The organism is Microbacterium sp. SORGH_AS_0421 (assembly GCF_030818635.1).
GTDB lineage: Bacteria > Actinomycetota > Actinomycetes > Actinomycetales > Microbacteriaceae > Microbacterium.
Window position 1 is genome coordinate 3,061,868 of the sequence record NZ_JAUTAO010000001.1, and the last position, 23,390, is coordinate 3,085,257.

Annotated in this window: 21 protein-coding genes and 1 tRNA gene; 6 read left to right on the top strand and 16 right to left on the bottom strand. The window is 69.6% G+C overall.

Annotated features, from left to right (window positions below; translation table 11 throughout):
- Positions 1 to 21: 21 nt before the first annotated feature.
- The 4 genes from smpB to prfB all read right to left on the bottom strand — a co-directional run bounded on the left by smpB (position 22) and on the right by prfB (position 3,755).
- Positions 22 to 498, bottom strand: a complete 477-nt coding sequence (gene smpB, locus QE416_RS14685) for an SsrA-binding protein SmpB (RefSeq protein ID WP_094734236.1) — start codon at positions 496 to 498, stop codon at positions 22 to 24.
- An 85-nt stretch (positions 499 to 583) separates the two neighbouring features.
- The gene (gene ftsX / locus QE416_RS14690) at positions 584 to 1,501 is read right to left on the bottom strand and encodes a permease-like cell division protein FtsX (RefSeq protein ID WP_210074513.1); all 918 of its coding nucleotides are present in this window, start codon (positions 1,499 to 1,501) and stop codon (positions 584 to 586) included.
- Positions 1,498 to 2,520, bottom strand: coding sequence for a cell division ATP-binding protein FtsE (ftsE, locus tag QE416_RS14695; protein WP_210074511.1), 1,023 nt, complete (start codon positions 2,518 to 2,520; stop codon positions 1,498 to 1,500). Before ftsE ends, ftsX begins: the two co-directional genes overlap by 4 nt.
- A 125-nt stretch (positions 2,521 to 2,645) precedes the next feature.
- On the bottom strand, positions 2,646 to 3,755 hold the full coding sequence (gene prfB / locus QE416_RS14700; protein ID WP_210074509.1) for a peptide chain release factor 2: 1,110 nt from the start codon (positions 3,753 to 3,755) through the stop codon (positions 2,646 to 2,648).
- Between the two features lie 71 nt (positions 3,756 to 3,826).
- Between prfB and QE416_RS14705 the strand changes: the two genes are divergently transcribed.
- Positions 3,827 to 5,065: an MFS transporter gene (locus QE416_RS14705; protein ID WP_307317963.1), complete on the top strand. Its 1,239-nt coding sequence runs from the start codon at positions 3,827 to 3,829 to the stop codon at positions 5,063 to 5,065.
- A 33-nt stretch (positions 5,066 to 5,098) separates the two neighbouring features.
- Here the strand turns inward: QE416_RS14705 and QE416_RS14710 are convergent, their stop codons facing one another.
- Positions 5,099 to 6,118 (bottom strand): NADPH:quinone reductase, encoded by a 1,020-nt coding sequence (locus QE416_RS14710; RefSeq protein ID WP_307317964.1) that lies wholly within the window; start codon positions 6,116 to 6,118, stop codon positions 5,099 to 5,101.
- Positions 6,119 to 6,245: 127 nt separating this feature from the next.
- Between QE416_RS14710 and QE416_RS14715 the strand changes: the two genes are divergently transcribed.
- Together QE416_RS14715 and QE416_RS14720 are read left to right on the top strand one after the other, a co-directional pair.
- Positions 6,246 to 6,327, top strand: a tRNA-Leu gene (locus tag QE416_RS14715).
- A 48-nt stretch (positions 6,328 to 6,375) separates the two neighbouring features.
- Positions 6,376 to 7,125 carry a DedA family protein gene (locus QE416_RS14720; protein WP_307317269.1) on the top strand — a complete coding sequence of 250 codons (750 nt, stop codon included), beginning with the start codon at positions 6,376 to 6,378 and terminating at the stop codon, positions 7,123 to 7,125.
- Here the strand turns inward: QE416_RS14720 and QE416_RS14725 are convergent.
- Positions 7,122 to 8,003, bottom strand: a complete 882-nt coding sequence (locus tag QE416_RS14725; RefSeq protein WP_307317271.1) for a Ku protein — start codon at positions 8,001 to 8,003, stop codon at positions 7,122 to 7,124. The genes QE416_RS14720 and QE416_RS14725 overlap by 4 nt on opposite strands.
- A 181-nt stretch (positions 8,004 to 8,184) precedes the next feature.
- Between QE416_RS14725 and QE416_RS14730 the strand changes: the two genes are divergently transcribed.
- Positions 8,185 to 10,617: an ATP-dependent DNA ligase gene (locus QE416_RS14730; protein ID WP_307317272.1), complete on the top strand. Its 2,433-nt coding sequence runs from the start codon at positions 8,185 to 8,187 to the stop codon at positions 10,615 to 10,617.
- Positions 10,618 to 10,632: 15 nt separating this feature from the next.
- Here the strand turns inward: QE416_RS14730 and QE416_RS14735 are convergent, their stop codons facing one another.
- The 6 genes from QE416_RS14735 to murI all read right to left on the bottom strand — a co-directional run bounded on the left by QE416_RS14735 (position 10,633) and on the right by murI (position 16,242).
- Positions 10,633 to 11,334: a GNAT family N-acetyltransferase gene (locus tag QE416_RS14735; protein WP_307317274.1), complete on the bottom strand. Its 702-nt coding sequence runs from the start codon at positions 11,332 to 11,334 to the stop codon at positions 10,633 to 10,635.
- Positions 11,335 to 11,391: 57 nt separating this feature from the next.
- A complete protein-coding gene (locus tag QE416_RS14740) occupies positions 11,392 to 12,309 on the bottom strand; it encodes a cation diffusion facilitator family transporter (protein WP_210074498.1) in 918 nt (305 codons plus the stop codon).
- 137 nt (positions 12,310 to 12,446) lie between these two features.
- A complete protein-coding gene (locus QE416_RS14745) occupies positions 12,447 to 13,952 on the bottom strand; it encodes a hypothetical protein (protein WP_307317283.1) in 1,506 nt (501 codons plus the stop codon).
- 112 nt (positions 13,953 to 14,064) lie between these two features.
- On the bottom strand, positions 14,065 to 14,661 hold the full coding sequence (rdgB, locus tag QE416_RS14750) for an RdgB/HAM1 family non-canonical purine NTP pyrophosphatase (RefSeq protein ID WP_307317285.1): 597 nt from the start codon (positions 14,659 to 14,661) through the stop codon (positions 14,065 to 14,067).
- Position 14,662: 1 nt separating this feature from the next.
- Positions 14,663 to 15,388 carry a ribonuclease PH gene (gene rph / locus QE416_RS14755; protein ID WP_210074494.1) on the bottom strand — a complete coding sequence of 242 codons (726 nt, stop codon included), beginning with the start codon at positions 15,386 to 15,388 and terminating at the stop codon, positions 14,663 to 14,665.
- Positions 15,389 to 15,423: 35 nt separating this feature from the next.
- Positions 15,424 to 16,242 carry a glutamate racemase gene (murI, locus tag QE416_RS14760; protein ID WP_307317287.1) on the bottom strand — a complete coding sequence of 273 codons (819 nt, stop codon included), beginning with the start codon at positions 16,240 to 16,242 and terminating at the stop codon, positions 15,424 to 15,426.
- 443 nt (positions 16,243 to 16,685) lie between these two features.
- Here murI and QE416_RS14765 point away from each other — a divergent pair, with 443 nt between their 5' ends.
- Positions 16,686 to 18,011: a nicotinate phosphoribosyltransferase gene (locus tag QE416_RS14765; RefSeq protein ID WP_307317289.1), complete on the top strand. Its 1,326-nt coding sequence runs from the start codon at positions 16,686 to 16,688 to the stop codon at positions 18,009 to 18,011.
- Between the two features lie 137 nt (positions 18,012 to 18,148).
- On the opposite strand, the gene QE416_RS14770 is transcribed toward QE416_RS14765, so the two are convergent.
- The 4 genes from QE416_RS14770 to QE416_RS14785 are packed head-to-tail and all read right to left on the bottom strand — an operon-like array spanning position 18,149 to position 22,183.
- On the bottom strand, positions 18,149 to 18,415 hold the full coding sequence (locus tag QE416_RS14770; protein ID WP_056230575.1) for a DUF3039 domain-containing protein: 267 nt from the start codon (positions 18,413 to 18,415) through the stop codon (positions 18,149 to 18,151).
- A gap of 51 nt (positions 18,416 to 18,466) precedes the next feature.
- Positions 18,467 to 19,993, bottom strand: coding sequence for a hypothetical protein (locus tag QE416_RS14775; RefSeq protein WP_307317293.1), 1,527 nt, complete (start codon positions 19,991 to 19,993; stop codon positions 18,467 to 18,469).
- 11 nt (positions 19,994 to 20,004) lie between these two features.
- The gene (locus QE416_RS14780; protein WP_307317965.1) at positions 20,005 to 20,628 is read right to left on the bottom strand and encodes an ABC transporter ATP-binding protein; all 624 of its coding nucleotides are present in this window, start codon (positions 20,626 to 20,628) and stop codon (positions 20,005 to 20,007) included.
- Complete coding sequence (locus tag QE416_RS14785) at positions 20,597 to 22,183, bottom strand: hypothetical protein (RefSeq protein ID WP_307317296.1); 1,587 nt, start codon at positions 22,181 to 22,183, stop codon at positions 20,597 to 20,599. The genes QE416_RS14780 and QE416_RS14785 overlap by 32 nt, the downstream gene beginning before the upstream one ends.
- 262 nt (positions 22,184 to 22,445) lie before the next feature.
- Between QE416_RS14785 and QE416_RS14790 the strand changes: the two genes are divergently transcribed.
- Entirely contained in the window at positions 22,446 to 23,384 is a 939-nt protein-coding gene (locus QE416_RS14790; protein WP_307317298.1) for a hypothetical protein, read from the top strand.
- Positions 23,385 to 23,390: the final 6 nt, after the last annotated feature.

The following is a 23,390-nucleotide window of genomic DNA, read 5'->3' on the forward strand; positions in this document are numbered from 1 at the left end:
CGCGCCCCGCAGGCGAAGAGGTCAGTCGCCCAGGCGGTTCTTCGTGCGCATCGCGCGCTCGGCCTCGCGCTTGTCCTCGCGCTCGCGGATCGTCTGACGCTTCTCGAACTCGCGCTTGCCCTTGGCGACCGCGATCTCGACTTTCGCGCGCCCGTCGAGGAAGTACAGCCGCAGCGGAACGAGCGTGTATCCGCCCGCCGACACCGCGTGCGAGAGCTTGATGATCTCTTCCTTGTGCAGCAGCAGCTTGCGCGTGCGCTTGGCCGAGTGGTTCGTCCAGTGGCCCTGCGAGTACTCGGGGATGTGGACGGCATCGAGGAAGGCCTGGCCGCCGTCGATGTAGGCGTAGCCGTCGGTGAGGTTCGCGCGTCCTTGCCGTAGCGACTTCACCTCGGTGCCTGTTAGCACCAATCCGGCTTCGTACGTCTTCTCGATGGCGTAGTCGTGACGCGCCTTCTTGTTCGACGCGATGAGCTTCTCACCCTGCTCACGAGGCATGGTGCCACCTCCTCATGATCGTGGGCACACAGAGCCTTACAGTTTACCCACACCGGATGCCGGCCGAGCGCGATACCGCGAGCTGCTAGGCGCGCAGCCAGCGGCGGATGGCGAAGCTGGCACTCAGAGCCGCGAGCACGATGCCGATCACGACCAGAAGCGGGATCACGATCGCCACGTCGCCGAAGTCCACCCACGAGGTGATGAAGCCGATCCGGTCTCTGAGGTACTGATTCACCCCGACGCCGACGATCGCCCACACCGCCACGCTCGCGAGCGCCGAACCGATGAGGGCGGCCAGCACGCCCTCGACGATGAACGGCGTCTGGATGAAACGGTTGGACGCACCCACCAGACGCATGATCCCGAGCTCCTTGCGTCTCGCGAACGCCGAGAGCCGGATGGTCGTGGCGATCAGCAGCACAGCCGCGATCAGCATGAGCCCGGCGATCCCCACCGCGACGTAGGTCGCGACGGTGAGGGCTTGGAAAAGGGGTTCGAGGTACTGCAGCTGGTCGGTGACCGCTTCGACACCGTTCTGCCCGCTGAAAGCCTCGGCGATGACGTCGGACTGGCTCTGGTCGACCAGGTTGATGCTGAAGGTCGCGTTGAACTGATCCGCCGTCACGACGCCCGCGATGTCTTCGGGCAACTGCTGCTTCGCGTTCTCGAAGACCTGGTCGCTGGTCTGGAACGTGTAGTCGCGGATCAGCGGTGCGAGCGCCTGACCGTCGAGCGTCGCCTTGACGGCGTCGATCTGGTCCTGGGTCGCCGGCTCACCGGCCACGCAGGTCGGAGCGTTCGATGAAGCCGCGCACATGAACACCGCCACCTGGGCGCGGTCGGCCCAGTACGACTGCATCTTGCCGATCTGCATCTGCATGAGCATCGCGGCCCCGACGAAGGTCAGCGACACGAAGGTGACGAGGATGACCGAGATCACCATCGACGCGTTGCGACGAAGACCGGTGAAGGCCTCCGAGAGGATGAGCCCGAACCTCATGACGTGGGTCCCACTTCGTCGTTGCGGTCTTTCTTCTCGCCCAGTCCGAGCCGGTCGGCAAGACCGAGAGCGTCGACGTCGGGGCGGGTGACCGGGATGGAGCGTGTGTTGGTGCCAGGCTCACGGGGCTCGGCGGCGACGGGAGCCTCGGGCTCGGAGTTCTGGGCGGGAGCCTCGGATGCCGCGGGAGCAGGCTCCGCGACAGCCGGCTTCGTCAACGGCTCGACCGGACCCGTGAGCCCGGTGACCTCGCGCTGCACCTCGAGAACGGCGGTGAGAGCGGCCACAGCCGCCGCACCGCGCTCGACCTCGGGCGCGAGTCGCGGAAGGCTCGATGTGTCGCCGTAGCCGCCGTGACGTTCGTCACGCACCATCTCACCGCCGCGCAGCTCGATCACGCGACGCTGCATCTGGTCGACGAAGCCGGCCTCGTGGGTGGCCATGACGACGGTCGTGCCACCGGCGTTGATGCGCGCGAGCAGGCGCATGATGTCGATCGACGTGCCGGGGTCGAGGTTTCCGGTCGGCTCGTCGGCGAGCAGTACCTGCGGGCGGTTGACGAGTGCGCGCGCGATCGCCACGCGCTGCTGTTCTCCACCCGACAGCTCGTGCGGAAGACGCTTCTCTTTGCCGTCGAGGCCGACGAGCGCCAGCACCTCGGGCACGGCCTGCTGGATGAACCCGCGCGAGGCGCCGGTCACCTGCAGCGTGAAGGCGACGTTCTGGTGCACCGTCTTGTTCGGCAGCAGGCGGAAGTCCTGGAACACCGAACCGATGTGACGGCGGAAGTAGGGAACCTTGCGGTTCGACAGCGTGCGCAGGTCGCGACCGAGCACGACGACACGGCCGTCGCTGGGGGTCTCGGCGCGCAGGATGAGCTGCAGGCACGACGACTTGCCGGAGCCCGAAGCGCCGACGAGGAAGACGAACTCCCCCCGCTGCACTTCGAAGTCGACGGCGTTCAGGGCGGGCTTCGCGGTGCCGCGATACCGCTTGGTGACGTTCTCGAACCGGATCATGGCTCGATGAGCCTAAGCGCGGGTCCCAATCAGGCCGAGAGGACGCGCCGTGTCGCGAAACCGAGAGAGCCCTGTGGATGCCGGGTCAGCGGCATCCATAGGGCTCTCTCCCCCGCGGGGAAGGCTCAGTCGTCGTCCTTGCGCTTGCGCCAGCGGATGCCGGCCGCGATCAGACCGTCGAGGTCGCCGTCGAAGACGACCGCGGGGTTTCCGACCTCGTAGCCGGTGCGCAGGTCTTTCACGAGCTGCTGACCGTAGAGGAAGTAGGAGCGCATCTGATCGCCCCAGCTCGCGGTGATCGTGCCGGCGAGCTCCTTCTTCTTCGCGGCCTCTTCTTCGCGCTTGAGCAGCAGCAGGCGGGTCTGCAGCACGCGCATGGCGGCCGCGCGGTTCTGGATCTGCGACTTCTCGTTCTGCATCGAGACGACCAGGCCCGTGGGAAGGTGCGTGATGCGCACGGCGGAGTCGGTGGTGTTGACCGACTGACCACCCGGGCCCGAGGAGCGGAAGACGTCGACGCGGATGTCGCCCTCGGGGACTTCGACCTCGACGGCTTCTTCCATCACGGGGATGACCTCGACCGCGGCGAAGCTCGTCTGGCGCTTGTCGGCGCCGCCGAAGGGGCTGATGCGCGCGAGACGGTGCGTGCCGGCCTCGACCGACAGCGTGCCGTAGGCGTAGGGCACGTCGACCTCGAAGGTGGCCGACTTGATGCCGGCGCCTTCGGCGTAAGAGGTGTCCATGACCTTGACGGGGTACTTGTGACGCTCGGCCCAACGCAGGTACATGCGCAGCAGCATCTCGGCGAAGTCGGTGGCGTCGTCGCCGCCGGCACCCGAGCGGATCGTGACGACCGCCGAACGCGGGTCGTACTCGCCGTCGAGAAGCGTCTGCACCTCGAGCTGGCCGATCACGTCTTTCAGCGAGGCGAGTTCGCGACGAGCCTCGTCGGCGGACTCCTCGTCGTCCATCTCGATGGCGAGACCCACCAGCACCTCGAGGTCGTCGAGCCGCTGCTCGATCTCCGAGACGCGCTTGAGCTCCGCCTGGCGGTGGCTGAGACGGCTGGTGACCTTCTGAGCGTTCTCGACGTCGTCCCAGAGGTCGGGAGCACCGGCCTCTTCGCTCAGGCGATCGATGTCGGCTTTGAGTGCGTCGACGTCGACCACGGCCTGGATATCGGCGAAGGTCGAGCGCAGCGCCTGGATGTCGGCGGTCAAATCGAGTTCGAGCATTTGACATCAAGCCTATCGTGGAGACAGTGACAGCCGACTCTCCCCGGAACGTGCTGGTGCGCTTCGCACCGATGATCTACGGCCCCACGCTGCTCTTCGCCGTGGGCGAAGGCGCCGTGATCCCCCTCATCCCCGTCATCGCCGACCGCCTCGGCGCCGACGTCGCGGTGGCCGCTCTCGTCGCCGCCGCGCTGGTCGTCGGGCAGCTCTGCGGCAACATCCCCGCCGGGTGGGCCGTGGCCCGCTTCGGCGAGCGCGTGACGATGGGCGTCGCCGGCATCGTCGTCCTGGCCGGTCTGGTGGGAATCGTCCTCGCCCAGTCGTTGGCGTTCTTCACCGGGGCGGTGTTCCTCATCGGCTTCTGCGCCGCGTCCTTCGCCTTGGCCCGCCACTCGTTCATGACCACGCGGGTCCCGCTCACCTTCCGCGCCCGGGCACTGTCGCTGCTGGGCGGCACGTTCCGCCTGGGCATGTTCGTCGGTCCGTTCATCTCGGCGGCCCTCTTGGCGGTGTTCGGCACCGAGACGGCATCCATCGTCTTCTTCGCCGTCTGCCAGATCGCCACGATCCTGCTGGTTTTCTTCGGTCCCGACCCCGAGAAGGCCGTCCCGGTGGGGGCGGGGTCTGCCACCCGGCGAGACGCGGGCGACTCCCGCGACGCAGAGGACACCGGCGAGCCCGTCACCGGCTCCATCCCGACCGTGGAGAGGGTCGGCGTGTTCCGCACGATGTGGCGGTACCGCGGGGTGCTCGCGCGTCTGGGACTCGCCGCCTCGTCGCTGTCGGCCGTGCGCTCGGCTCGTCAGGTGGTGCTGCCCCTGTGGGGCGTCTCGCTCGGATTGGATGCCGGAACGATCGCGGTGGTCGTCGGGGTCTCGGGAGCGATCGATTTCGCCCTGTTCTACGCCAGCGGCCAGGTGATGGACCGCTTCGGGCGCCTCTGGGCGGCCCTTCCCGCCATGGTCCTCATGGGTGCGGGGTTCTTCGCCCTGTCGGTCACGCACGAACTGTCGTCGGCGGCCATGTGGTACGCGATGTTCGCCGCGGTCCTGGGGGTCGGCAACGGCCTGTCGAGCGGCATCCTGCTCACTCTCGGCGCCGATGTGGCTCCGCCCAGCGACCCCGCAGCGTTCCTGGGTTCGTGGAGGACGTTGACGGATGCCGGCGGAGCTGTGGCCCCGTTGATCGTCTCCGCCCTGACCGCCGTCGCATCGTTGTCGGTCGGTGTCGGCGCGATGGGCCTCATCGCCGTCCTGGGTGCGGCCGGCTTCATCCGCTGGGTCCCGCGGTACGTGCCTCGTACCCGTTAGGGCGGCGCCCCCTCGAGGACGCCGCCCTCGGGCTCACTCCGCGACGCGGATCAGCACCTTCCCGAGCGCACCCTGCTCGACGGCGTCGTGCGCGGCGGCGGTCTCATCGAGCGCGAACCACGTGAGCGGCAGCCCGGCGTCGTGCCCGACCGGAAGCGCCCCGTCGGCGACGGCCGCGGCCACGTCCTCGGCGGCGGCGAGCAGCGCCCGCTCCCCCACGGTGTACAGCAGCAGTCCCTGCCAGCGCACGTTCTTGGCGAAGCTCTCGCGCACGCGGGCCGTGAACTCCGCCCCGCCGTTGTCGGCGTAGTACCCGATCGTTCCGTGATTGGCGACGACCTCGACATCGAGACCGGCGTTGTCGGCGATGGCGACCTCGACGATGTGCTCGACACCCTTCGGCGCGAGTTCCCGGATGTCGGCGGCCAGCGACTCGCTCGGGTACTGCAGCACGTGGTGGGCGCCGGCAGAACGGGCCAGTGCCTCTTTCTCGTCGCTGCTAACGGTGGCGATGACCGTGGCTCCGGCCCAAGCGGCGAGCTGAATGGCGGCGTGCCCCACGGCTCCGGCACCGCCCTGCACCAGGACGGTGCGTCCGGCGAGCGCCCCGGGAGCGAGGCGCGAGGGGCCGTCCTCGTGCACGGTGAGGGCGCGGTGGGCGGTCATCGCCGGAACGCCGAGGCTCGCGCCGAGCTCGAACGATGCGATGTCGGGCAGCGGCACGGCCCGCGACGCGGGGAGGACCGTGTACTCCGCCGCCGTGCCGAACGGGCGCTGGTGGGCCGCGAGATACACCCACACCCGCTGACCGACCGACAGGACGTCGACGCCCTCGCCGACGGCATCCACCACTCCCGCTCCGTCCTGGTTGGGCGTGACCTCGTCGAAGGGAAGCGGGCGGCCGGTGGTGGCGCGGGCCTTCCAGTCGGTCGGGTTCACCCCCGACACGGTCAGGCGTACGCGCACCTCTCCCGCGGCGGGTTCGGGCAACGGGCGGTCCTCGAGCGAGAGGACGGAGGAGTCACCGGGCTGGGAGTACGTGATCGCTTTCATGAAGGAGAGAACGGATGCCATGTCGTTCAGCATTCCCCGCGGCGCGTCGGCGAGGGGGGACGACTCCCGGGGTTGACGGCGGCTTCACAACGTGCGCGCACTCCACCCGCCTACAATGATCAGACTCGCGGGAGTGGTGAAATCGGTAGACACGCAGGATTTAGGTTCCTGTGCCTTCGGGCGTGGGGGTTCAAGTCCCCCCTTCCGCACGGTAGTAGTCATCCCCTGCACCGACATTCCGACCCGACGGGACCGATGTGATCCACACCACCAGCGCGCTGCTCCCGTGGCTCGACCCCGCGACGATCATCACCAACTCCCAGCCCTGGGCGCTGCTGGTCGTCTGCTTCATCATCTTCGCCGAGACCGGTCTGCTGATCGGCTTCCTGCTGCCGGGCGACACCCTGCTGATCATGGCGGGTCTGCTGTCGCACTCCACCGACGCGGCTCCGCACGGCGTCTTCGGGATCAACGCCTGGTGGGTAGCTCTCGCGATCGGTGTCGCGGCATTCATCGGCGGTGAGGTGGGCTACCTCATCGGCCATAAGGCCGGGCCTTCGATCTTCGAGCGCAAAGAGTCCGGGTTGTTCAGCAAGAAGAACGTCGAACGCACGAACGCGTTCTTCGAGCGCTTCGGCGGACTGACCGTGATCCTGGCGCGCTTCGTGCCCGTGGTGCGCACCTTCGCGCCGATTGCCGCCGGTGTCGGTCACATGCCGTGGCGCAAGTATTCGCTGTACAACCTGATCGGCGCGATCATCTGGGGCATCGGCTTGACGATGCTGGGTTACCTGGTGGGCTACATCCCGTTCGTCCGCGACATCGTGACCGAGTACATCGACGTCATCCTGCTCGCCGCCGTCGCCGGCACCGTGATCTTCATCGCGATCCACTACTTCCGTGAGCGCGCCGCCGCCAAGCGCGAGGGCGCCGTCACCGCGGCCGAGGCCAAGTCGCTCACCCTCGACCCGAAGACCCTCGAAGACGGCGATCAGCCCGCTCGCTAAGACGCCTTCGAGTTCTTCTTCTTGGCCGCCGGCTTCGTGCCGGCGGCCTTCTTCTTTACTGTGGTGCCGTCGGTGGCCGCAGTGCCCGATCGTGCCGCCCGGCTGCGCTCCACGCTCGCCCGCAGCGCCTCCATCAGATCGATGACCTCGCCGCCGTCCTCCTCTTCCTGCTTTCCGAAGGTGGCGTCGGTATCGATCGCATCGCCCTGCTCGAGCTTCGCGTCGATCAGGGTGCGCAGCTCCTCCTGGTACGCGTCGGTGAACTCCTCAGGCTCGAAGTCCTTCGAGAAGCTCTCGACGAGAGACGCCGACATCTCGAGCTCCTTCGCCGAGATGCGCACACTCTCATCGAGAGCCGGGAAAGCCGCCTCGCGCACCTCGTCGGCCCAGAGCAGCGTCTGCAGCACCAGCACGTCCCCGCGGACGCGAAGAGCCGCCAGCCGGGTCTTCTGTCGTAGCGAGAACCGCACGATCGCCGTGCGGTCGGTCTGCTCGAGGGTCTTGCGCAGCAGCACGTACGCCTTGGGCGACGACGAGTCGGGCTCGAGGTAGTACGCCTTGTCGAGCGTCAGCAGGTCGACCTGGTCGCTCGGCACGAACTCCACGACCTCGATCTCCCGGCTGCGCTCGCTCGGCAGCGACGCCAGATCGTCCTTGGTCAGCACGACCGTCTGCTCGCCGTCGTCGTAAGCCTTGTCGATGTCCTGGTACGGCACGACCTCGCCGTCCACCTCGCAGACGCGCTGATACCGGATGCGGCCGCCGTCCTTGTTGTGCACCTGATGCAACGAGACGTCGTGGTCCTCGGTCGCCGAGTACACCTTGACGGGCACGTTGACGAGGCCGAACGTCAGGGCGCCCTTCCAGATCGATCGCATGTGCCCAGTGAACACCGGGAGAGCGGTGGATGCCGAGACCCTTGCGCGCGAACGTGTCCGGCCCCCTCGAGCAGACCTCGGACCTGGCCCCCGGGTGGCTGAGCGTCTCGAAGCCACCGGAACCCCGAGTTCGCCGCAACCCCCTCGGCATCCCTCTCCCCCTCCGCTCTACGCTGGGGCGATGACGGAGCAGACGGTGCGCATCGGCGGTCGTCGCCTGCGCCTGTCGAACCTCGACAAGGTGCTCTACCCCGAGACCGGCACCACAAAGGGCGAGGTGATCGACTACTACTCGCGGATCGCTCCCCTGCTCCTCCCGCACGTCGCCGACCGCCCGCTCACGCGCAAGCGCTGGCCCGACGGAGTGGGCACGGATGCCGACCCCGGCGAACCGTTCTTCGCCAAGGCCCTCGAGCCCGGTGCTCCGGCATGGGTACGGCGCTTTCCGATCGACCACTCCTCGGGCGCCAAGGACTACCCGCTCGTCGACGACCTCCCCGCCCTCGTCTACTTCGCGCAGGTCGCCAGCCTCGAGTTGCACGTGCCGCAGTGGCGTTTCTCGAGCGACGGCGAGAGGCAGAACCCCGACCGCCTCGTGCTCGATCTCGACCCCGGTCCGGGCGTGGGCTTGGCCGAGTGTGCCGAGGTCGCGCGGTGGGCGCGCGCGATCCTGCAAGGCATGGGGCTCGACCCGTTGCCCGTGACGAGTGGGAGCAAGGGCATCCATCTGTACGCCCGCCTCGACGGGCGCCAGTCCAGCGACGCGGTCAGCGTCGTCGCGAAAGAGCTCGCGCGCGCGATCGAGGCCGATCACCCCGACCTCGTCGTCAGCCAGATGTCGAAGGCTGCACGCCCCGGCAAGGTGTTCATCGACTGGAGTCAGAACAACGGCTCGAAGACGACGATCGCGCCGTACTCGCTGCGCGGCCGCCCGCGCCCCTACGTCGCCGCCCCGCGCACCTGGGACGAGCTGGACGACCCCGACCTCCGACACCTGTTGTTCACCGAGGTCCTCGGGAGAACCGAAGACCCGCTCGCCTCGGTCGACGCGGCGCACGGGCCCCTGCGCGCCTACATCGCGAAGCGCACAGCCGGAAAGACCCCCGAGCCGGTGCCCGAGGCTCCCCACGGCGCGCCCGCCGCCGAGGGGCTCCCCCGGTTCGTCATCCAAGAGCACCACGCCTCACGTCTGCACTGGGACCTCCGCCTCGAACGCGACGGCGTGCTCGTCAGCTGGGCCGTCCCCCGGGGTGTGCCGCCCACCACAGCGAAGAACAGCCTCGCCGTCATGACCGAGGACCACCCGCTGCAATACCTCGACTTCGCCGGCGAGATCCCCCGCGGTGAGTACGGCGCGGGCACCATGACGGTCTGGGACACCGGTACGTACGAGCTCGAGAAGTGGCGCGACGACGAGGTCATCGCCACCCTCGAGGGCAGAACCGACGGACCGCTCGGCCGCGTGCGACTCGCCCTCATCCGCACCGAGGGGCAGGGTGAGAGATCGCAGTGGCTGCTGCACCGCATGAAGACGGATGCCGCGGGCCGACCGCAGAGCGGCGGAGCCCCCGTGGTGGCCCTGGACCACGGCTCCGCTGATCCCCCTGCATCGACCGAGGTCCCACCGAGCGTCGACAGGGACGGCGACATCGAGCCCATGCTCGCCACCTCCGCGACGCCGGGGATCGCCCGCGCCGCCGCCGAGCGCTGGGGCGGCACGCCCTGGGTCGAGATGAAGTGGGACGGCATCCGGGGTCTGGGAACCTGGGACGGCGAACGGCTGCGCCTTCGATCGCGCAACGGCAACGACCTGACGGACGCCTACCCCGAGCTCACGAGCGTCGACCTGGGTCTCGGTCCCGACCCGGCCGTCTTCGACGGAGAGATCGTCGCGCTCGACGAGCAGGGACGGCCGAGCTTTCCGCTTCTGCAGAGGCGCATGAACCTCGCGAAGGCGCGCGAGATCGCCCGCGAGGCCGAGCGAACCCCCGTTCACCTCTACCTCTTCGATGTGCTGTCGGCGGGTGGGCGGGATGTGGCATCCCTCCCCCTGTCGGAGCGGCGCGACGTGCTCGAGGAGCTGGCCGCCGAGGCCGGGGGTCCGGTCGTCGTGCCTCCCGTGTTCGACGACGTGGATGCCGCGGTCTCCACGAGCGGCCGGTTCGGGCTCGAGGGCGTCGTCGTGAAGGACCCGGGCTCGACCTACCGCCGCGGGGTGCGATCCGAGCGGTGGCTGAAGGTCAAGCACTCGCGTACGCAGGAGGTCGTGATCGGCGGGATCCGACCCGGTAGAGGAAACCGTTCCGGCACGATCGGTTCGCTGCTGGTGGGGGTGCCCACGGCGGGCGGACTGCAGTACGCGGGGCGGGTGGGCTCCGGGTTCGGCGAGCAGACCCTCGCCCGACTGACGAAGGCGCTCGAGCCGCTACGCGCCGATGCGAACCCCTTCGTCGGTGTGCCGGCCGCCGACGCGCGCGACGCCCTGTGGGTGCACCCCAGCCTGGTGGCAGAGGTCGAGTTCGCGGAGTTCACCCCCGGCGGGATCCTCCGCCAGGCGCGGTGGCGCGGCCTCCGCCCCGACAAGTCGCCCGCGGAGGTCGTGCGCGAGAACTGAACGCCGTGATGCCGTTCAGTCGTCGACGACGATCCACTCGCCGAAACGGCGGAATCCGGATGCCAGCGCGAGAGCCACCGACGGGGCGTTGTCGAGCTGACACCGGTACTGCGGCTCGTAGCCGCGCTCCAGCGCATCGGCGGCCATCGCCAGCACAGTCGCCCTCGCCAGGCCGCGGCCGCGGAACTCCGGAAGAGTGATCACGCCGAGGTCGGCGAGGCGCGTGCCCCTCCAGGGATACATGCTCGCCGCAGCAGCCAGCGTGCCGTCGACGAACGTGCCGAACACGAGCCAGTGATCGAGCTCGACGAACGCTTCGTCGAGCTCGTCTTCGGGCGCCGCCGCGACGAGGGCGGCGAAGGCGTCGGCGTCTTCAGCCGTCAGCCGGCGCGTGTTCGCCTGCGGCTCGGGTGCGGTGACGTTGGCATGCTCTTCGACCGGAAGGTAGAAGAGGTGGTCGAGGTCGTTCAGCGCGATGCCCGCCGCGTCGATGCGCTCCAGAACCTCATCGGCGGCGAGACGTTCTCCGTCGGACACACCGAGCTGATCCGCTCGCTCGGGGCTCAGCGAGACGACCGTCGCCCCGTCGCCGATGCGCAGGATCGAGACGGACCGGTTCTCGGGCGCCTCCGGATCGACGACGACGACCGCGTCGTCATCAGAGAACGCGCTCGCGGGAGACGGCAGCCAATGGTCGATGACGAGTGACGAGAACATGAGGAACCTTCCGGGGGTGCGGGTGCCTGTCCGAAGGCTACCGGACGGCACCGACATTCACGCGTGACGCGAATCGTGCTCCACGTGCCCCGCGGGCTCCAGCTGAAAAGTGGAATGCTCGACGTCGAAATGGTCGGCGAGACACGTCTGGAGCGAAGCGAGGATCGCGGCGGCGCGCCCATCGGCGAGCGCGGCATCTTCCACGATCACGTGAGCGCTGAACACCGGCGCTCCGCGTGTGAGCTGCCACACGTGCACGTCGTGCACGTCGACCACCCCGTCGGCCTCGCGCAGGTGCTCGCGGATCTCGGCCACGTGCACCCCCACCGGGGCCGACTCCGTCAGCACCACGACGACCTCGCGCAGCAGACCGATCGCCCTCGGGACGATGAGCACCGCGATCAGCAGCGAGGCGATGGCATCCGCCTGCATGAATCCCGTCGTCACGATGACAAGGGCCGCGATGATCACCGCGATCGATCCGACGAGATCGCCCAGCACCTCGAGATAGGCGCCGCGCACGTTGATGCTGCGCTTCTGCGCGCGAGAGAGCAGGAACATCGACACGGCGTTGGCGATCATGCCGACGGTGGCCACCACCAGCATCAGTCCGCCCTGCACCTCGGTCTCGGCCGGGGCGAGCAGACGTTGCACCGCCTCGACGCCGACCCACGCGCACAGCACGATGAGGATCACGCCGTTGGCGAGGGCCCCCAGCACCTCGGCACGCTGGTACCCGAAGGTGCGACGATCATCGGCCGGGCGCGCGGCGATCGCGGTGGCGATGAGCGCGACCACCAGAGCGGCCGCGTCGGTGAACATGTGCGCGGCGTCGGCGAGCAGGGCGAGCGAGCCGGTCAGGACAGCCCCGACGATCTGCACGAGCATCACCGTGGCCGTCAGGGCCAGGGCGGTCGCGAGCAGGCGCCGATTGCTGGCATCTCGGATGCCGCCGGAGGGCGCGTGATCGTGCATAGTTCCAGGCTAGAACGGGCACAGGCTCCGCCGCGGTGGTTCGGCCAAGTCGGGAATGAGAACCGGTGTCGGTCTCGCCGAGAAGGTGCACGCGGACGGGGTTGGTCCCGCCGTCGGCAGCGTTGCGAGCGGACTCGTCACATCGAACGACAGTGCCTGGACGGATCTCTGGCCCCGTCAGCCCAGGTACTCAACGAGGCCTCGAAGCGCGCCTTGCTCACCTCGAACTCGTATCGAGCGTGGGTGTTATGCACCCTCATCACGAAGCGCGCAACGGTGAAGACGCCGGGCCAGAAGGACAGAGCGAGAGCGCACGTGACCAGAACCGACGAGATGACCCACGGAACCGCGTACGGCGTGGCCTGCAACGCTCTCAAGAAGACCGGCGGAACGGAGGTGGACGCCACTACGACCGCGGCCAAACCCATCCACGTCCACAAGATCCACCACCGGAACCATCCTCTCCGCACGTCGACCCCCGCATCGCGTAGCGCGCGGTACTTCACGACCCAGCCGACCACATCGAGAACTGCCTGCCCGGCACCGCAGAGGATGAGAGCAATAGCAATGACGTAGATCACGGGAAGCGCGACCTCGCTCGACACTCCGAAGAGGAACAGGAACACGAGAACACAAAAGAGGATCATTACGACTGCCCCGCCCAGCGCCCCTACGCGGTCCATCGTCTTCGTCCTTCGGATGGCTGCGCGCCGGAGAGCCCTGAGCGCGACGAATCCGACGATCGCAACGAAGAGCATCCCACCAATCCAGCGACCAGCGGCGGTGTCTGTCAGATGCGTCGTGGCGAAGCTGTTCGCGTCGAGCTGCCACTGCTGCAGCACTCCCGTCTGGTTCAGCGTGATCAGCGCTAGCGGGAGGGTTAGTGCAAGACCTGCGGTCACGATCCCTCTCGTCGTCCATGTGCTGGTCGGACCGATCACGGTCACAGCGACCTTCCAGAACCGTCGGCCGAGGGCGAGAACGAGTGCGACAACCGTGCTGACAGTCACCACCACACCCACGAAAGACATCCAGGCGACACCTGCCTCGCCTGAGTCGGTCAATCTGTGCGTGAACCCCCAGGCGAGCAGCCCGCCTGTGATGCCCAGGATCGTCGCGACGAGCAGGTAGCGTTCGGCCACCTGGGAAACGCTCTTGAAACAACGAGGCGCGAACCACACCAAGCCGCGCCAAAGAACGACGGCCAAGGCGAATTTCCGGCGAAACGCCCAGACCCTGCTCGCGAGATCGAGGTTCGCAATGTTCGCCACCGATGCGAACACGCCTGTCAACGCCGCTTCAAGAAGCACCTGGCTGCGCGCATCGAGTTGAGCCTGCAGGGTCTCGTGGTCGTCCTCCCCCACGAGGACGCCGATGGTGCGAACAATCCGCGTTCTCTCAGCAGGGTCAGGTGCTTCCGCCACCTGCCCGTCTCCGATGAAGCGCCGCATCTGCAACTGCTCCGATTCCGACTGCACTCGGTCCGTCAGACCACGTCGCATCCAGTCGTATCGCGCGAGAGCTTGAAACTCGCGTTCCCAGTGAGGAGCCTTGAGCGCGAAGGAACCGAAGACGCCGATGGCGACGATGAAGAACAGAACGATCAGCGTGCAGAGCCAACCGGTCCAGAGCAGGACGTCCATGCGAGGAAGATAGTGCGGACGTCCGACACCGGCGGAACCGACCAGTCGGCACATCGTCTCTCGCTCCGGCCCTCACGAGGGTCCCTCCGACGCCTCGCCCATCCAGATGAGATCAGAGCGTCTCCAACAGCGGCGCCAACTCCCGGAACGCGCGGGCCCGGTGCGACTCGGCGTTCTTCTCGGCCGCGGACCACTCACCGACCGTGCGCTCCCGCCCCGCGGGCTGGCCGTCGGGGATGAAGACCGGGTCGTAGCCGAAGCCGCCGGGACCGGCCGGGGCCGTGGCGAGGCGGCCGGGCCAGCGGCCCTCGACCGTCTGCTCGGTGCCATCGGGATGCACGAGCGCGATGACCGAGACGAACTGCGCCGTGCGGTGCGGGTCGGCGACGTCCGAGAGCTGGTCGAGCAGCAGCTCGAGGTTCGCCGTGGCGTCTTTCTTGTGCCCCGCCCAGTAGGCCGAGAACACCCCCGGCGAACCGCCCAGTACGTCGACGGCCACGCCGGAGTCGTCGGCCAGAGCCGGCAGACCTGTGTGCGCCGCCGCCGCGCGCGCCTTAATCAGCGCGTTCGCCGCGAACGTCACGCCGTCTTCGACCGGCTCCGGGCCGTCGTACCCCATGACCTCGAGGTCGGGGCGCACCTCGGCGACGATCGCCTGGAACTCCTCGACCTTGTGCGGATTGTGCGTGGCCAGGACGATGCGAGCCATCTCAGCCCTCGAGCGTCGAGACCTGGATGCCGCGCAGCTCGGCGCAGCCGTTCACGCCCAGCTCGAGCAGCTGATCGAGCTCGCGCTTGTCGAACGGCGCGCCCTCGGCCGTCCCCTGCACCTCGACGAACAGACCGCGACCGGTGACGACGACGTTCATGTCGGTCTCGGCGCGCACGTCCTCGACGTACGCCAGGTCGAGCATCGGCTCGCCGTCGATGATGCCCACCGACACCGCGGCGACCGAGTCACGCAGCACCTCGGCACGCTGACCGATGAACTTCTTCTCGCGTCCCCAGGCGATGGCATCCGCCAGGGCGACGTAGGCACCGGTGATCGCCGCGGTGCGCGTGCCGCCGTCGGCCTGCAGCACATCGCAGTCGATGACGATGGTGTTCTCGCCCAGCGCCTTCGTGTCGACCACCGCACGCAAGGCACGGCCGATCAGGCGCGAGATCTCGTGCGTGCGCCCGCCGACCTTGCCCTTGATCGACTCGCGGTCGTTGCGGCTGTTCGTCGCGCGCGGCAGCATCGCGTACTCCGCCGTGACCCAACCCTTGCCCTTGCCGGTCAGCCAGCGCGGAACGCCGTTCGTGAACGACGCGGTGCACAGCACCTTGGTGCCGCCGAACGTGACGAGGGCCGAGCCCTCGGCGTGAGCCGACCAGCCACGCTCGATGGTGACGGGACGGAGCTGATCGTTGGTGCGACCGTCTTTGCGGGTCATGGGTCCTCCAGGGGAACGGGAATGGATGCCGCGACTCAGCGCGGCAGGTCGATGGCGCCGGTCTGCACGAGCTGCACCTCGCGCACCTCGCGGCCCATGAGGCGGTGAGCGAGGCGCACGAAGTCGTCGGCCGATGAGCCCGTGGCTTCGTAGCGGGCGGTGGGCACGGCATCCGGTGTCGCGAGAAGGTCGCGCGACACGAGCTGGCGATAGACGTCTTTCGCGGTTTCGCTGTCGCTCGAGACGAGGCTGACCTCGGGGCCCATGACGTAGCTGATGGCGCCCTCGAGGAACGGGTAGTGGGTGCAGCCGAGCACGAGGGTGTCCACGCCGGCGTGGCGGAGCGGCGCGAGGTACTGCTCGGCGGTGGCGAGGACTTCGGGCGAGTCGGTGACCCCGGCCTCGACGAACTCGACGAAGCGCGGGCAGGCCTCGGCGAAGACCGTCAGGCGCTCGTTGACCTCGAGCATGTCCTGGTACGCGCGGGAGCCGATGGTGCCGACGGTGCCGATCACGCCGATGCGGCCGTTGCGGGTGGTCGACATCGCGGTGCGGACGGCGGGGCCGATGACCTCGACCACCGGCACGTCGTAGCGCTCGCGCGCGTCGCGGAGCATCGCGGCCGAGGCGGTGTTGCACGCGATCACGAGCATCTTGACGCCCTGATCGACGAGGGTGTCGAGCACCTCGAGCGAGTACTTGCGCACATCGGCGATCGGCTTCGGGCCGTAGGGCGAGCGGGCGGTGTCGCCGATGTAGAGGATGGACTCGCGCGGCAGCTGCTGAGAGACGGCCCGGGCGACGGTGAGTCCGCCGACTCCTGAGTCGAAGATCCCGATCGGCGCGTCGTTCATAGGGCTCCAGCCTATCGGGAGGGGGTGGACCGGGCTGGTCTCCGACATCGGGTGGTGTCGAACTCCTGAGAAACGAGGCGAAGAGGCGCCATGTGCTGCCGTTCGGCCGTCTCACGGTCGGAAAGTCGGGAGTTTCGCACGACGCGGCGCGGGTGCGGGCGCTCGGGCTGGTTGCCGGCGCGGGCGCGGCGCGGGGGTGGCCGGCGCGGGCGCGGCGCGGGGGTGGCCGGCGCGGGGGTGGCCGGGGGCGGGGGTGGCCGGGGGCGGGGGTGGCGGGGGACGCGCGGCGCGCGAAACTCCTGAGGAAATCCGACGGTTCGCGGTGCCAGGGCATCCATGGCTCGCATCCCCCCGAAAGTTCAGGAGTTCGGTACGCCGGGCGGCGACTGTCAAGCGCGGGAGTCCGCGCGGGCACGGCCACGGGGCCGGAATAGGCTGGCGCCATGAGCCGCAGCACCGCCCTGCACACCGACCGTTACGAACTCACGATGCTCGACGCGGCCCTCCGCGACGGCACGGCCTCGCGCCGGTGCGTCTTCGAAGTGTTCGGGCGCCGCCTCTCGGGCGGGCGCCGGTTCGGCGTGGTCGCCGGGACCGGCCGGTTGCTCGAAGCGATCCGCGACTTCCGCTTCGGCGACGATGAACTGCGCTTCCTCCGCGACAACCGGGTGGTCGATGGCGCAACCCTCGACTTCCTCGCCGACTACCGCTTCACGGGGTCGGTGACGGGATATCGCGAGGGCGAGGTCTATTTCCCCGGGTCTCCCCTGCTCACGATCGAGGGAACGTTCGCCGAGGCCGTACTGCTCGAGACGCTCGCACTCAGCATCCTGAACTACGACTCCGCCGTCGCCACCGCCGCCGCCCGCATGAGCGTGGCCGCGGGCGACCGACCACTCGCCGAGATGGGGTCGCGCCGTGCGAGCGAAGAGGCCGCGGTCGCCGCGGCCCGCGCGGCGTACATCGCCGGGTTCTCGGCCACCAGCAACCTCGAAGCCGGTCGCCGCTGGGGTGTGCCGACCATGGGCACCGCCGCTCACGCCTGGACGCTGCTGCACGACAGCGAAGAAGACGCCTTCCGGTCGCAGATCGACGCTCTCGGCGCCGGGACGACTCTGCTGATCGACACGTACGACATCACCGAGGGGGTCAAGACCGCCGTCCGCGTCGCCGGCACCGACCTGGGCGGGGTGCGCATCGACTCCGGCGACCTGCCGATCGTCGCGGGCGAGGTGCGCGCGCTGCTCGATGAACTGGGCGCCACGAGCACCCGCATCACGGTGACCAGCGACCTCGACGAGTACGCTCTCGCCGCCCTGGCGGCCTCACCCGTCGACTCGTACGGCGTGGGTACCTCGGTCGCGACAGGCTCGGGCGTCCCGACCGCGGGGCTGGTCTTCAAGCTCGTGGCCCGAGAGGCCGCCGACGGCTCGTGGGTGGCCGTGGCCAAGGCATCCGCGCAGAAGGCCTCGCACGGGGGGCGGAAGGCCGCGTTCCGCACCCTGGACTCCGGCACCGCGACCTCGGAGCTCATCGTCGTCAGCGACGGATTCGAAGAACTCTCGACCGCGGCCGAGCACCCCGATGCGCGTGCGCTGCAGGCGACGCTCATGGAGCACGGCGAGGCGGATGCCGGTGCTCTCGGCTCGGCCGGAGTCCAGGCCGCGCGCGCCCATCACTCCCGCGTGCGTGAGGAACTGCCCGTGCGCGCCCTGGCGCTGAGCAAGGCCGACCCGGCGCTGCCGACGGAGTACCGCGAAACGCGGTGAGCCCCTGCGCGCGCGCTGAGCGGCGGGTCCGGGGCGCACGGGCCCTTCACGCCGCGGACGCGCGTGAGGGGCCGGAGAGCGTCGCCGAGCGCTGGCCGGGGCGGCGCTTTCGGCCCCTCACGAGGAGCGGGAAGGCCTCAGTTGATGAGGGATTCGTAGATCTCTTTGCACTGCGGGCAGACGGGGAACTTCTCGGGGTCGCGCCCCGGCGTCCACTTCTTGCCGCAGAGGGCGCGCACCGGCTTGCCGCTGAGGGCGGACTCGAGGATCTTGTCCTTCTTCACGTAATGGGAGAAGCGCTCGTGATCACCGGGCTCGATGTTCTCTTCGCGGATGAGCTCTTCGAGCTCACGATCCAGGGTCGCGAGACCCCCGCTGTCAGGACTGTCGAGAGGCGTGCTCATGGAGAGCCAGTGTAGCCGCGGTCAGCCCTGACGGGTCGGTCGCGAGCCAGGTCAGGTCGCTTCGGCGAACTCCATGAGACGCGTTCCGCGGCGCTCGAACAGAGCCGCACCGATCGCGACGCCGACGACGAGCACGATCGCTCCGGCGCCGATACCAACCCAGAGCGCGAGCACCGTGTCGACGGTCTCGCCGTTGATCGCCCGCCACGTGAGCCATGCCGCAGGCGAGGCCGCGACGATCGCGCCGGCCATGACGAGCCCCTGGGCGACGACGCCGCCCGAGCCCGTGCGCTGCGGTTGCTGGAAGGGGCTGTCCCCCGGTCGAGAGACCGCGTAGGGCGCCACCACCGAGGAGATGCTCGACAGTCCCAGCCCCGCCAGGAACAGAGCCGCGCACACCCCGACCATCGCCGGGAAGATCGCCCAGCGCCCGTGCGCGACGATGGCGAGCGGCAGGGTGACGGCGAGGATCGGGATGCCGATGAGCAGCACGGGCACCAGACGCCCGATGCGGTCGGGAGCCCCGCGCATGCCGCTGGCGATGTGCATCCAGAGCGCGGTGGAGTCGTACGCGAGGTCGTTGTGCGGCAGCCACCCGAAGAACAGCGCCATGATCGGCACCGGCAGCAGGACGGCGAGCTCGAACGGGACGCCGGCGACGAGCAACGGCACCGTCGAGACGACGGCGGCGATCGGCACGATGACGACGTTGACGATGTACCGGCGGTCGCGCAACCAGTACGAGAGACTGCGGGCTGCGACCGCTCCCCCCGGCGTGCCCGGCAGGATCGCGAACCAGCCGAGGCCGCCGCGCTCGCGCACCGCGGCCGGACGACGGGTGGTGGTGAGCAGGACGTTGACGAGGGCGAACCAGGAGAGTCCCAGAGCGGCGACGGTTGCGAGGGCCACGACGAGGCTGCCGACGGCCGCTCCCGCCGACGGTGCGAGGGCGATACCCCACGCAGCCCCGATCGGGGTCCACGCGAGCACCTCTGCCGCCGAGGCGAGCTGCGACGGCACGACCCCCCGCCACTCCAGCGATCCGAGGAAGACACCCACCGGCACGACGACGACGAGAACGGCGATGAGATACACCCCGACGAGTTCGCGCGACTGCCGCGGTCGCTGCACGAGGGCGCCGAGCGCCATGCTCACGCGCGCGAACAGCACACAGGTCGCGAGCCCCAGAACGACCGATGCCGCACTCGCCCAGGCCGAGGCGCCGTGCGCGCCCCACGCGAGGGCGAGGCTGACCCCGAGGACGAGCACGACCAGCACCGGCACGGAGAGAAACCCGGCCAGCAGCAGCGCGCCGGCCAGGGGGCGGGGCTCGGGCCCGACGACGGCGAAGCGGCGCGGGTCGAGGGGGTCGATCGAGGCGGTCACGGGCGGACCGACCGCGAAGCCGAGCGTCACCGCCGACCCCGCGAGCACCGTGACGACGGCGGTGGTGAGGGGGCTGGCATCCGCCAGACCGGCGGCGCTCGTCGCCGCCACGATGGTGGCGGCAACGAGGATGACGACGCCGATGGCGCGCCGGACGACCTCGCGCCGGTCGCCCCGGAGAGCGCCCAGCATCATGGCGAGTCTCAGGCGGAGAACGTGTGCAACCACTCGAGTCCCTCCACGTCGCCGAGACCACCGGAGAGTTCGCGGAAGCGCTGTTCGAGCGTTCCCTCGCCGCGCACCTCGTCGATGGTGCCCTCGGCGAGCACCTGACCCGACACGATGACGGCGACGCGTGAGCACACGCGCTCGACGAGCTCCATGCCGTGGCTCGAAAGGATGACCGTGCCGCCGTGTTCGACGTAGGTGCCGAGGATGTCGAGGATCACGCCGCTCGACACCGGGTCGACGGCCTCGAAGGGCTCGTCGAGCACGAGCAGACGCGGCGAGTGGATCATGGCCCCCGCGAGCATGACCTTCTTGGTCATACCGGCGGAGTAGTCCGACACCGGGCGCGAGAGCGCTTCGACGAGGTCGAAGGCACGAGCGAGGTCGGCGGTGCGGCTCTCGACCAGCGGGGCGGGCAGCCCGCGCAGCGCGCCGTAATACGACAGCAATTGACGGCCGGTGAGCCGGTCGAAGGTGCGCAGCCGGTCGGGCAGCACGCCGATGAGCTTCTTGGCCTCGCGCGAGCGCTTGGCCGCGTCGACACCGTTGATCGTGACGGTGCCGCGGTCAGGACGCAGGAGGCCCGCGATGATCGACAGGGTCGTGGTCTTTTCCGGCGCCGTTCGGTCCGACCAGGCCGTAGAACGCCCCCGCGGGCACGGTCAAATCGATCGCGTCCACGGCACGCAGTTCGCCGAAGCTCTTCGTGATCGTGCGCAGGGCGAGAGCCGGGACGGCGGTTTCGTCGTCGGATGCCGTGGGCGCATCGACCGGCTGCGCATCCACCGCGGTAGGTACGAGCGCGTCGTCGACCTGGGTGACGGGCTCGTCCAGCTCGGAGCGGGGCTCGGGGTCGACGGCGCGCTCGAGCGTCTCGGCCGGAGATGCGTCGAGGACGGCGGTCTGTCCGTCGTCTTCGGCGCCCGCCGCATCGACGCCGGTGGTCTCGGGCACCTCGGTCGACTCCGGAGCGACGAACGGGGCGGTCTCGGAGTCCGCGGGCTCGGCCTCGTCGACGCGCACGTCGGCGGGGGTGGGGTCTTCCTGCACGCTCACGCCGTCGGCGCTCGCGGGTGACCCCTCGCTCGGCGGGGTGGCGGCCGGAGCTGCCGAGTCGGCAGGGAGGTCATGCTCGAGCGGCGTCTCGGTGACGACCTCGGTGGACGACGACGTGACCAGTGAGGACGACGGGTCGGTCTGCTGGGGCGTGTCTACTGCGTCAGTCGCGGGCTCCTCGACGGCGACGTCGGCCCGCGTCGGGTCGGCCACGGTTTGCGCGGCCGGCTCCTCGACGGCGACATCGGCGGGAGTCGTATCGGCGACCCGTTCTTCGACGACGACGTCGGCGACGATCGGATCGGCGACCGCGACATCGGCGGGAGCCAAATCGACGACCGGCTCCTCGACAGCGACATCGGCGGGGCTCGGGTCGGCAACGGTCTCCGACTCGGCGTCACCGGCAGCGGACGAGTTCTCGGCGGAATCGTCAGCCGGAGCGGAGCTCACCGCATCCGGTGTGACCACCGCGTCCGGCTCGGCGACCGCCTGGTCGGGCTCTGCATTGGCGTCGTCGCTCTCGGTCGTCGCGCCGACAGCCGGTAGCGGCGGGCGCGGCGGCACCACGATGTCATCGGGCAGAAGCGGCGGCATGGCGACGTCCGGCGCGCTCACGGTCGCCTCGGCCCGCGACTGCTCGAGAGCAGCCGCCTCCGCTGCCGCCTTGGCAGCCGCGGCCTTCGCCGCAGCCGTCTGACGCGGAGCCGCGGGCTTCTTGGGAGCGGCGGGCTTCGCCGCCGCCGCCTTCGTCCCCGCAGCCTTCGCCGCCGTCGTGCGGGGAGCAGCAGGCTTCCTCGGCGCGGCGGGCTTCTTCGGCGCGGTCGCTTTCTTCGCCGCGGGCGTCCGGCCGGTCGTCTCCGCGGCCGAGGCGGCGCGCGCGGCAGTCGTCCGCGGGGTGCGCGGCGGGGCGGTCGCCTGGGGCGTCTCTGCCGAATCGGCGTCCGCAGCCTTCGCCGCCGGGCGCCGCGGAGCTCGCGGCGTGGTCGCACGCGGCGCGCGGGGCTTGGCCGGGGGTGACACCGCGGCTTCGGCGCTCGCCGCCGCGCCCTCGGTATCTGAAGAGGACTTTTCGGGGGGCTCCGGCAGCGACGCTGTCATCGCACCAAACTACCAACCCCCTCCGACACCGACCGACGCTCAGTCGCGCGCCCCACACACTCACAGATAACGAAAGGCCGGTGGATCCCCGCAAAACATTTCATCTGAACGGATGACGTCCTCTTCGACATCCCGGGCGCGTACGTGCGCAGGTGCTCTCGGGGTCGACTCGCAACCGCACTTCGTGGCTGTGCACGCCGCACCGCGCCCCGCGGCCGTCAAGCACCCCCGCCCGATCCGTCCTCCGGGTGAGGATGGAAGCATGGCTGAGAAGGTGCACCGCATTCACACCCTGCCCGACGACGCCCCCTGGAAGGGCGGCCTACCCCCGGTGGGGTCGGAGGAGCACCCGCGCACCATCCGCATGCTCGATCGCGTGCTGTCGGTCCAGCGCCCCGCGGTGCTCGCGCACCTGCGCAGCATTCGTCTGCGGCATCCGGATGCCGGCGTCGACGACATCCTGAAGATCCTCGAGCGGCGCTATCTCGCGGCCGTCACCACCGGCGGGGCCGCGGTGGGAGCGACCGCCGTCGTCCCCGGTATCGGGACCGGCGTCACCCTGGCGCTCAGCGGCGTCGAGACGGTGGGTTTTCTCGAGGCGACCGCTCTGTACGCGCAGTCGGTCGCCGAGGTGCACGGGGTCGTGGTCGAAGACCCCGATCGCGGCCGCGCGCTGGTGCTCGCGCTGATGCTCGGCAAGGAGGGCATCGACCTCGTCTCGCAGCTGGCCTCTCAGGCCGCCGGCCGTGGGGGCTCGCGTTCCAGTTACTGGGGCGAGATGGTGACCAAGACGCTGCCGCGCGCGATGGTCGGCCCCCTCGTCGACCGGCTCAAGACGACGTTCGTGCGTCAGTTCGCCGCGCGTGGCGGTGCCTCGTGGATCGGCAAGGCCCTCCCCTTCGGCGTCGGCGCCGTCGTGGGCGGGGCGGGAAACAACATCCTGGGTCGTCGCGTTCTGGTCAATGCCCGTCGCGCGTTCGGCGCTCCCCCGTCGATGCTTCCCGCAGACCTCGAGCCGCGGCCCGGTACCGAGCCCCTCGAGCGGGCCGCGTTCGGCGGGATTCGTCGTGCCGGTGACGCCCTCGCGGGGGCGGGACGCCGAACCGGCGCGATCGCCCGCAGGGCCCTCTCGCGCCACGAGCACCGCTCAGAGTCCCCCGAGCTCGAGCCGGGCGGCGACGACGAGAGGCCGGCATCCTGAATCTCG

What these genes read in the sequence shown, in the direction of transcription:
- rph (WP_210074494.1), bottom strand. Translation starts at nt 15,388, where the DNA reads ATGACCCGCAAAGACGGTCGCACCAACGATCAGCTCCGTCCCGTCACC.
- rdgB (WP_307317285.1), bottom strand. Translation starts at nt 14,661, where the DNA reads ATGGCTCGCATCGTCCTGGCCACGCACAATCCGCACAAGGTCGAGGAG.
- QE416_RS14705 (WP_307317963.1), top strand. Translation starts at nt 3,827, where the DNA reads ATGATCTACGGCCCCACGCTGCTCTTCGCCGTGGGCGAAGGCGCCGTG.
- QE416_RS14765 (WP_307317289.1), top strand. Translation starts at nt 16,686, where the DNA reads ATGAGCCGCAGCACCGCCCTGCACACCGACCGTTACGAACTCACGATG.
- ftsE (WP_210074511.1), bottom strand. Translation starts at nt 2,520, where the DNA reads ATGATCCGGTTCGAGAACGTCACCAAGCGGTATCGCGGCACCGCGAAG.
- QE416_RS14710 (WP_307317964.1), bottom strand. Translation starts at nt 6,118, where the DNA reads ATGAAAGCGATCACGTACTCCCAGCCCGGTGACTCCTCCGTCCTCTCG.
- QE416_RS14775 (WP_307317293.1), bottom strand. Translation starts at nt 19,993, where the DNA reads ATGCTGGGCGCTCTCCGGGGCGACCGGCGCGAGGTCGTCCGGCGCGCC.
- QE416_RS14735 (WP_307317274.1), bottom strand. Translation starts at nt 11,334, where the DNA reads ATGTTCTCGTCACTCGTCATCGACCATTGGCTGCCGTCTCCCGCGAGC.
- QE416_RS14725 (WP_307317271.1), bottom strand. Translation starts at nt 8,003, where the DNA reads ATGCGATCGATCTGGAAGGGCGCCCTGACGTTCGGCCTCGTCAACGTG.
- QE416_RS14740 (WP_210074498.1), bottom strand. Translation starts at nt 12,309, where the DNA reads ATGCACGATCACGCGCCCTCCGGCGGCATCCGAGATGCCAGCAATCGG.
- QE416_RS14730 (WP_307317272.1), top strand. Translation starts at nt 8,185, where the DNA reads ATGACGGAGCAGACGGTGCGCATCGGCGGTCGTCGCCTGCGCCTGTCG.
- murI (WP_307317287.1), bottom strand. Translation starts at nt 16,242, where the DNA reads ATGAACGACGCGCCGATCGGGATCTTCGACTCAGGAGTCGGCGGACTC.
- QE416_RS14790 (WP_307317298.1), top strand. Translation starts at nt 22,446, where the DNA reads ATGGCTGAGAAGGTGCACCGCATTCACACCCTGCCCGACGACGCCCCC.
- QE416_RS14745 (WP_307317283.1), bottom strand. Translation starts at nt 13,952, where the DNA reads ATGGACGTCCTGCTCTGGACCGGTTGGCTCTGCACGCTGATCGTTCTG.
- smpB (WP_094734236.1), bottom strand. Translation starts at nt 498, where the DNA reads ATGCCTCGTGAGCAGGGTGAGAAGCTCATCGCGTCGAACAAGAAGGCG.
- QE416_RS14770 (WP_056230575.1), bottom strand. Translation starts at nt 18,415, where the DNA reads ATGAGCACGCCTCTCGACAGTCCTGACAGCGGGGGTCTCGCGACCCTG.
- prfB (WP_210074509.1), bottom strand. Translation starts at nt 3,755, where the DNA reads ATGCTCGAACTCGATTTGACCGCCGACATCCAGGCGCTGCGCTCGACC.
- QE416_RS14785 (WP_307317296.1), bottom strand. Translation starts at nt 22,183, where the DNA reads ATGACAGCGTCGCTGCCGGAGCCCCCCGAAAAGTCCTCTTCAGATACC.
- ftsX (WP_210074513.1), bottom strand. Translation starts at nt 1,501, where the DNA reads ATGAGGTTCGGGCTCATCCTCTCGGAGGCCTTCACCGGTCTTCGTCGC.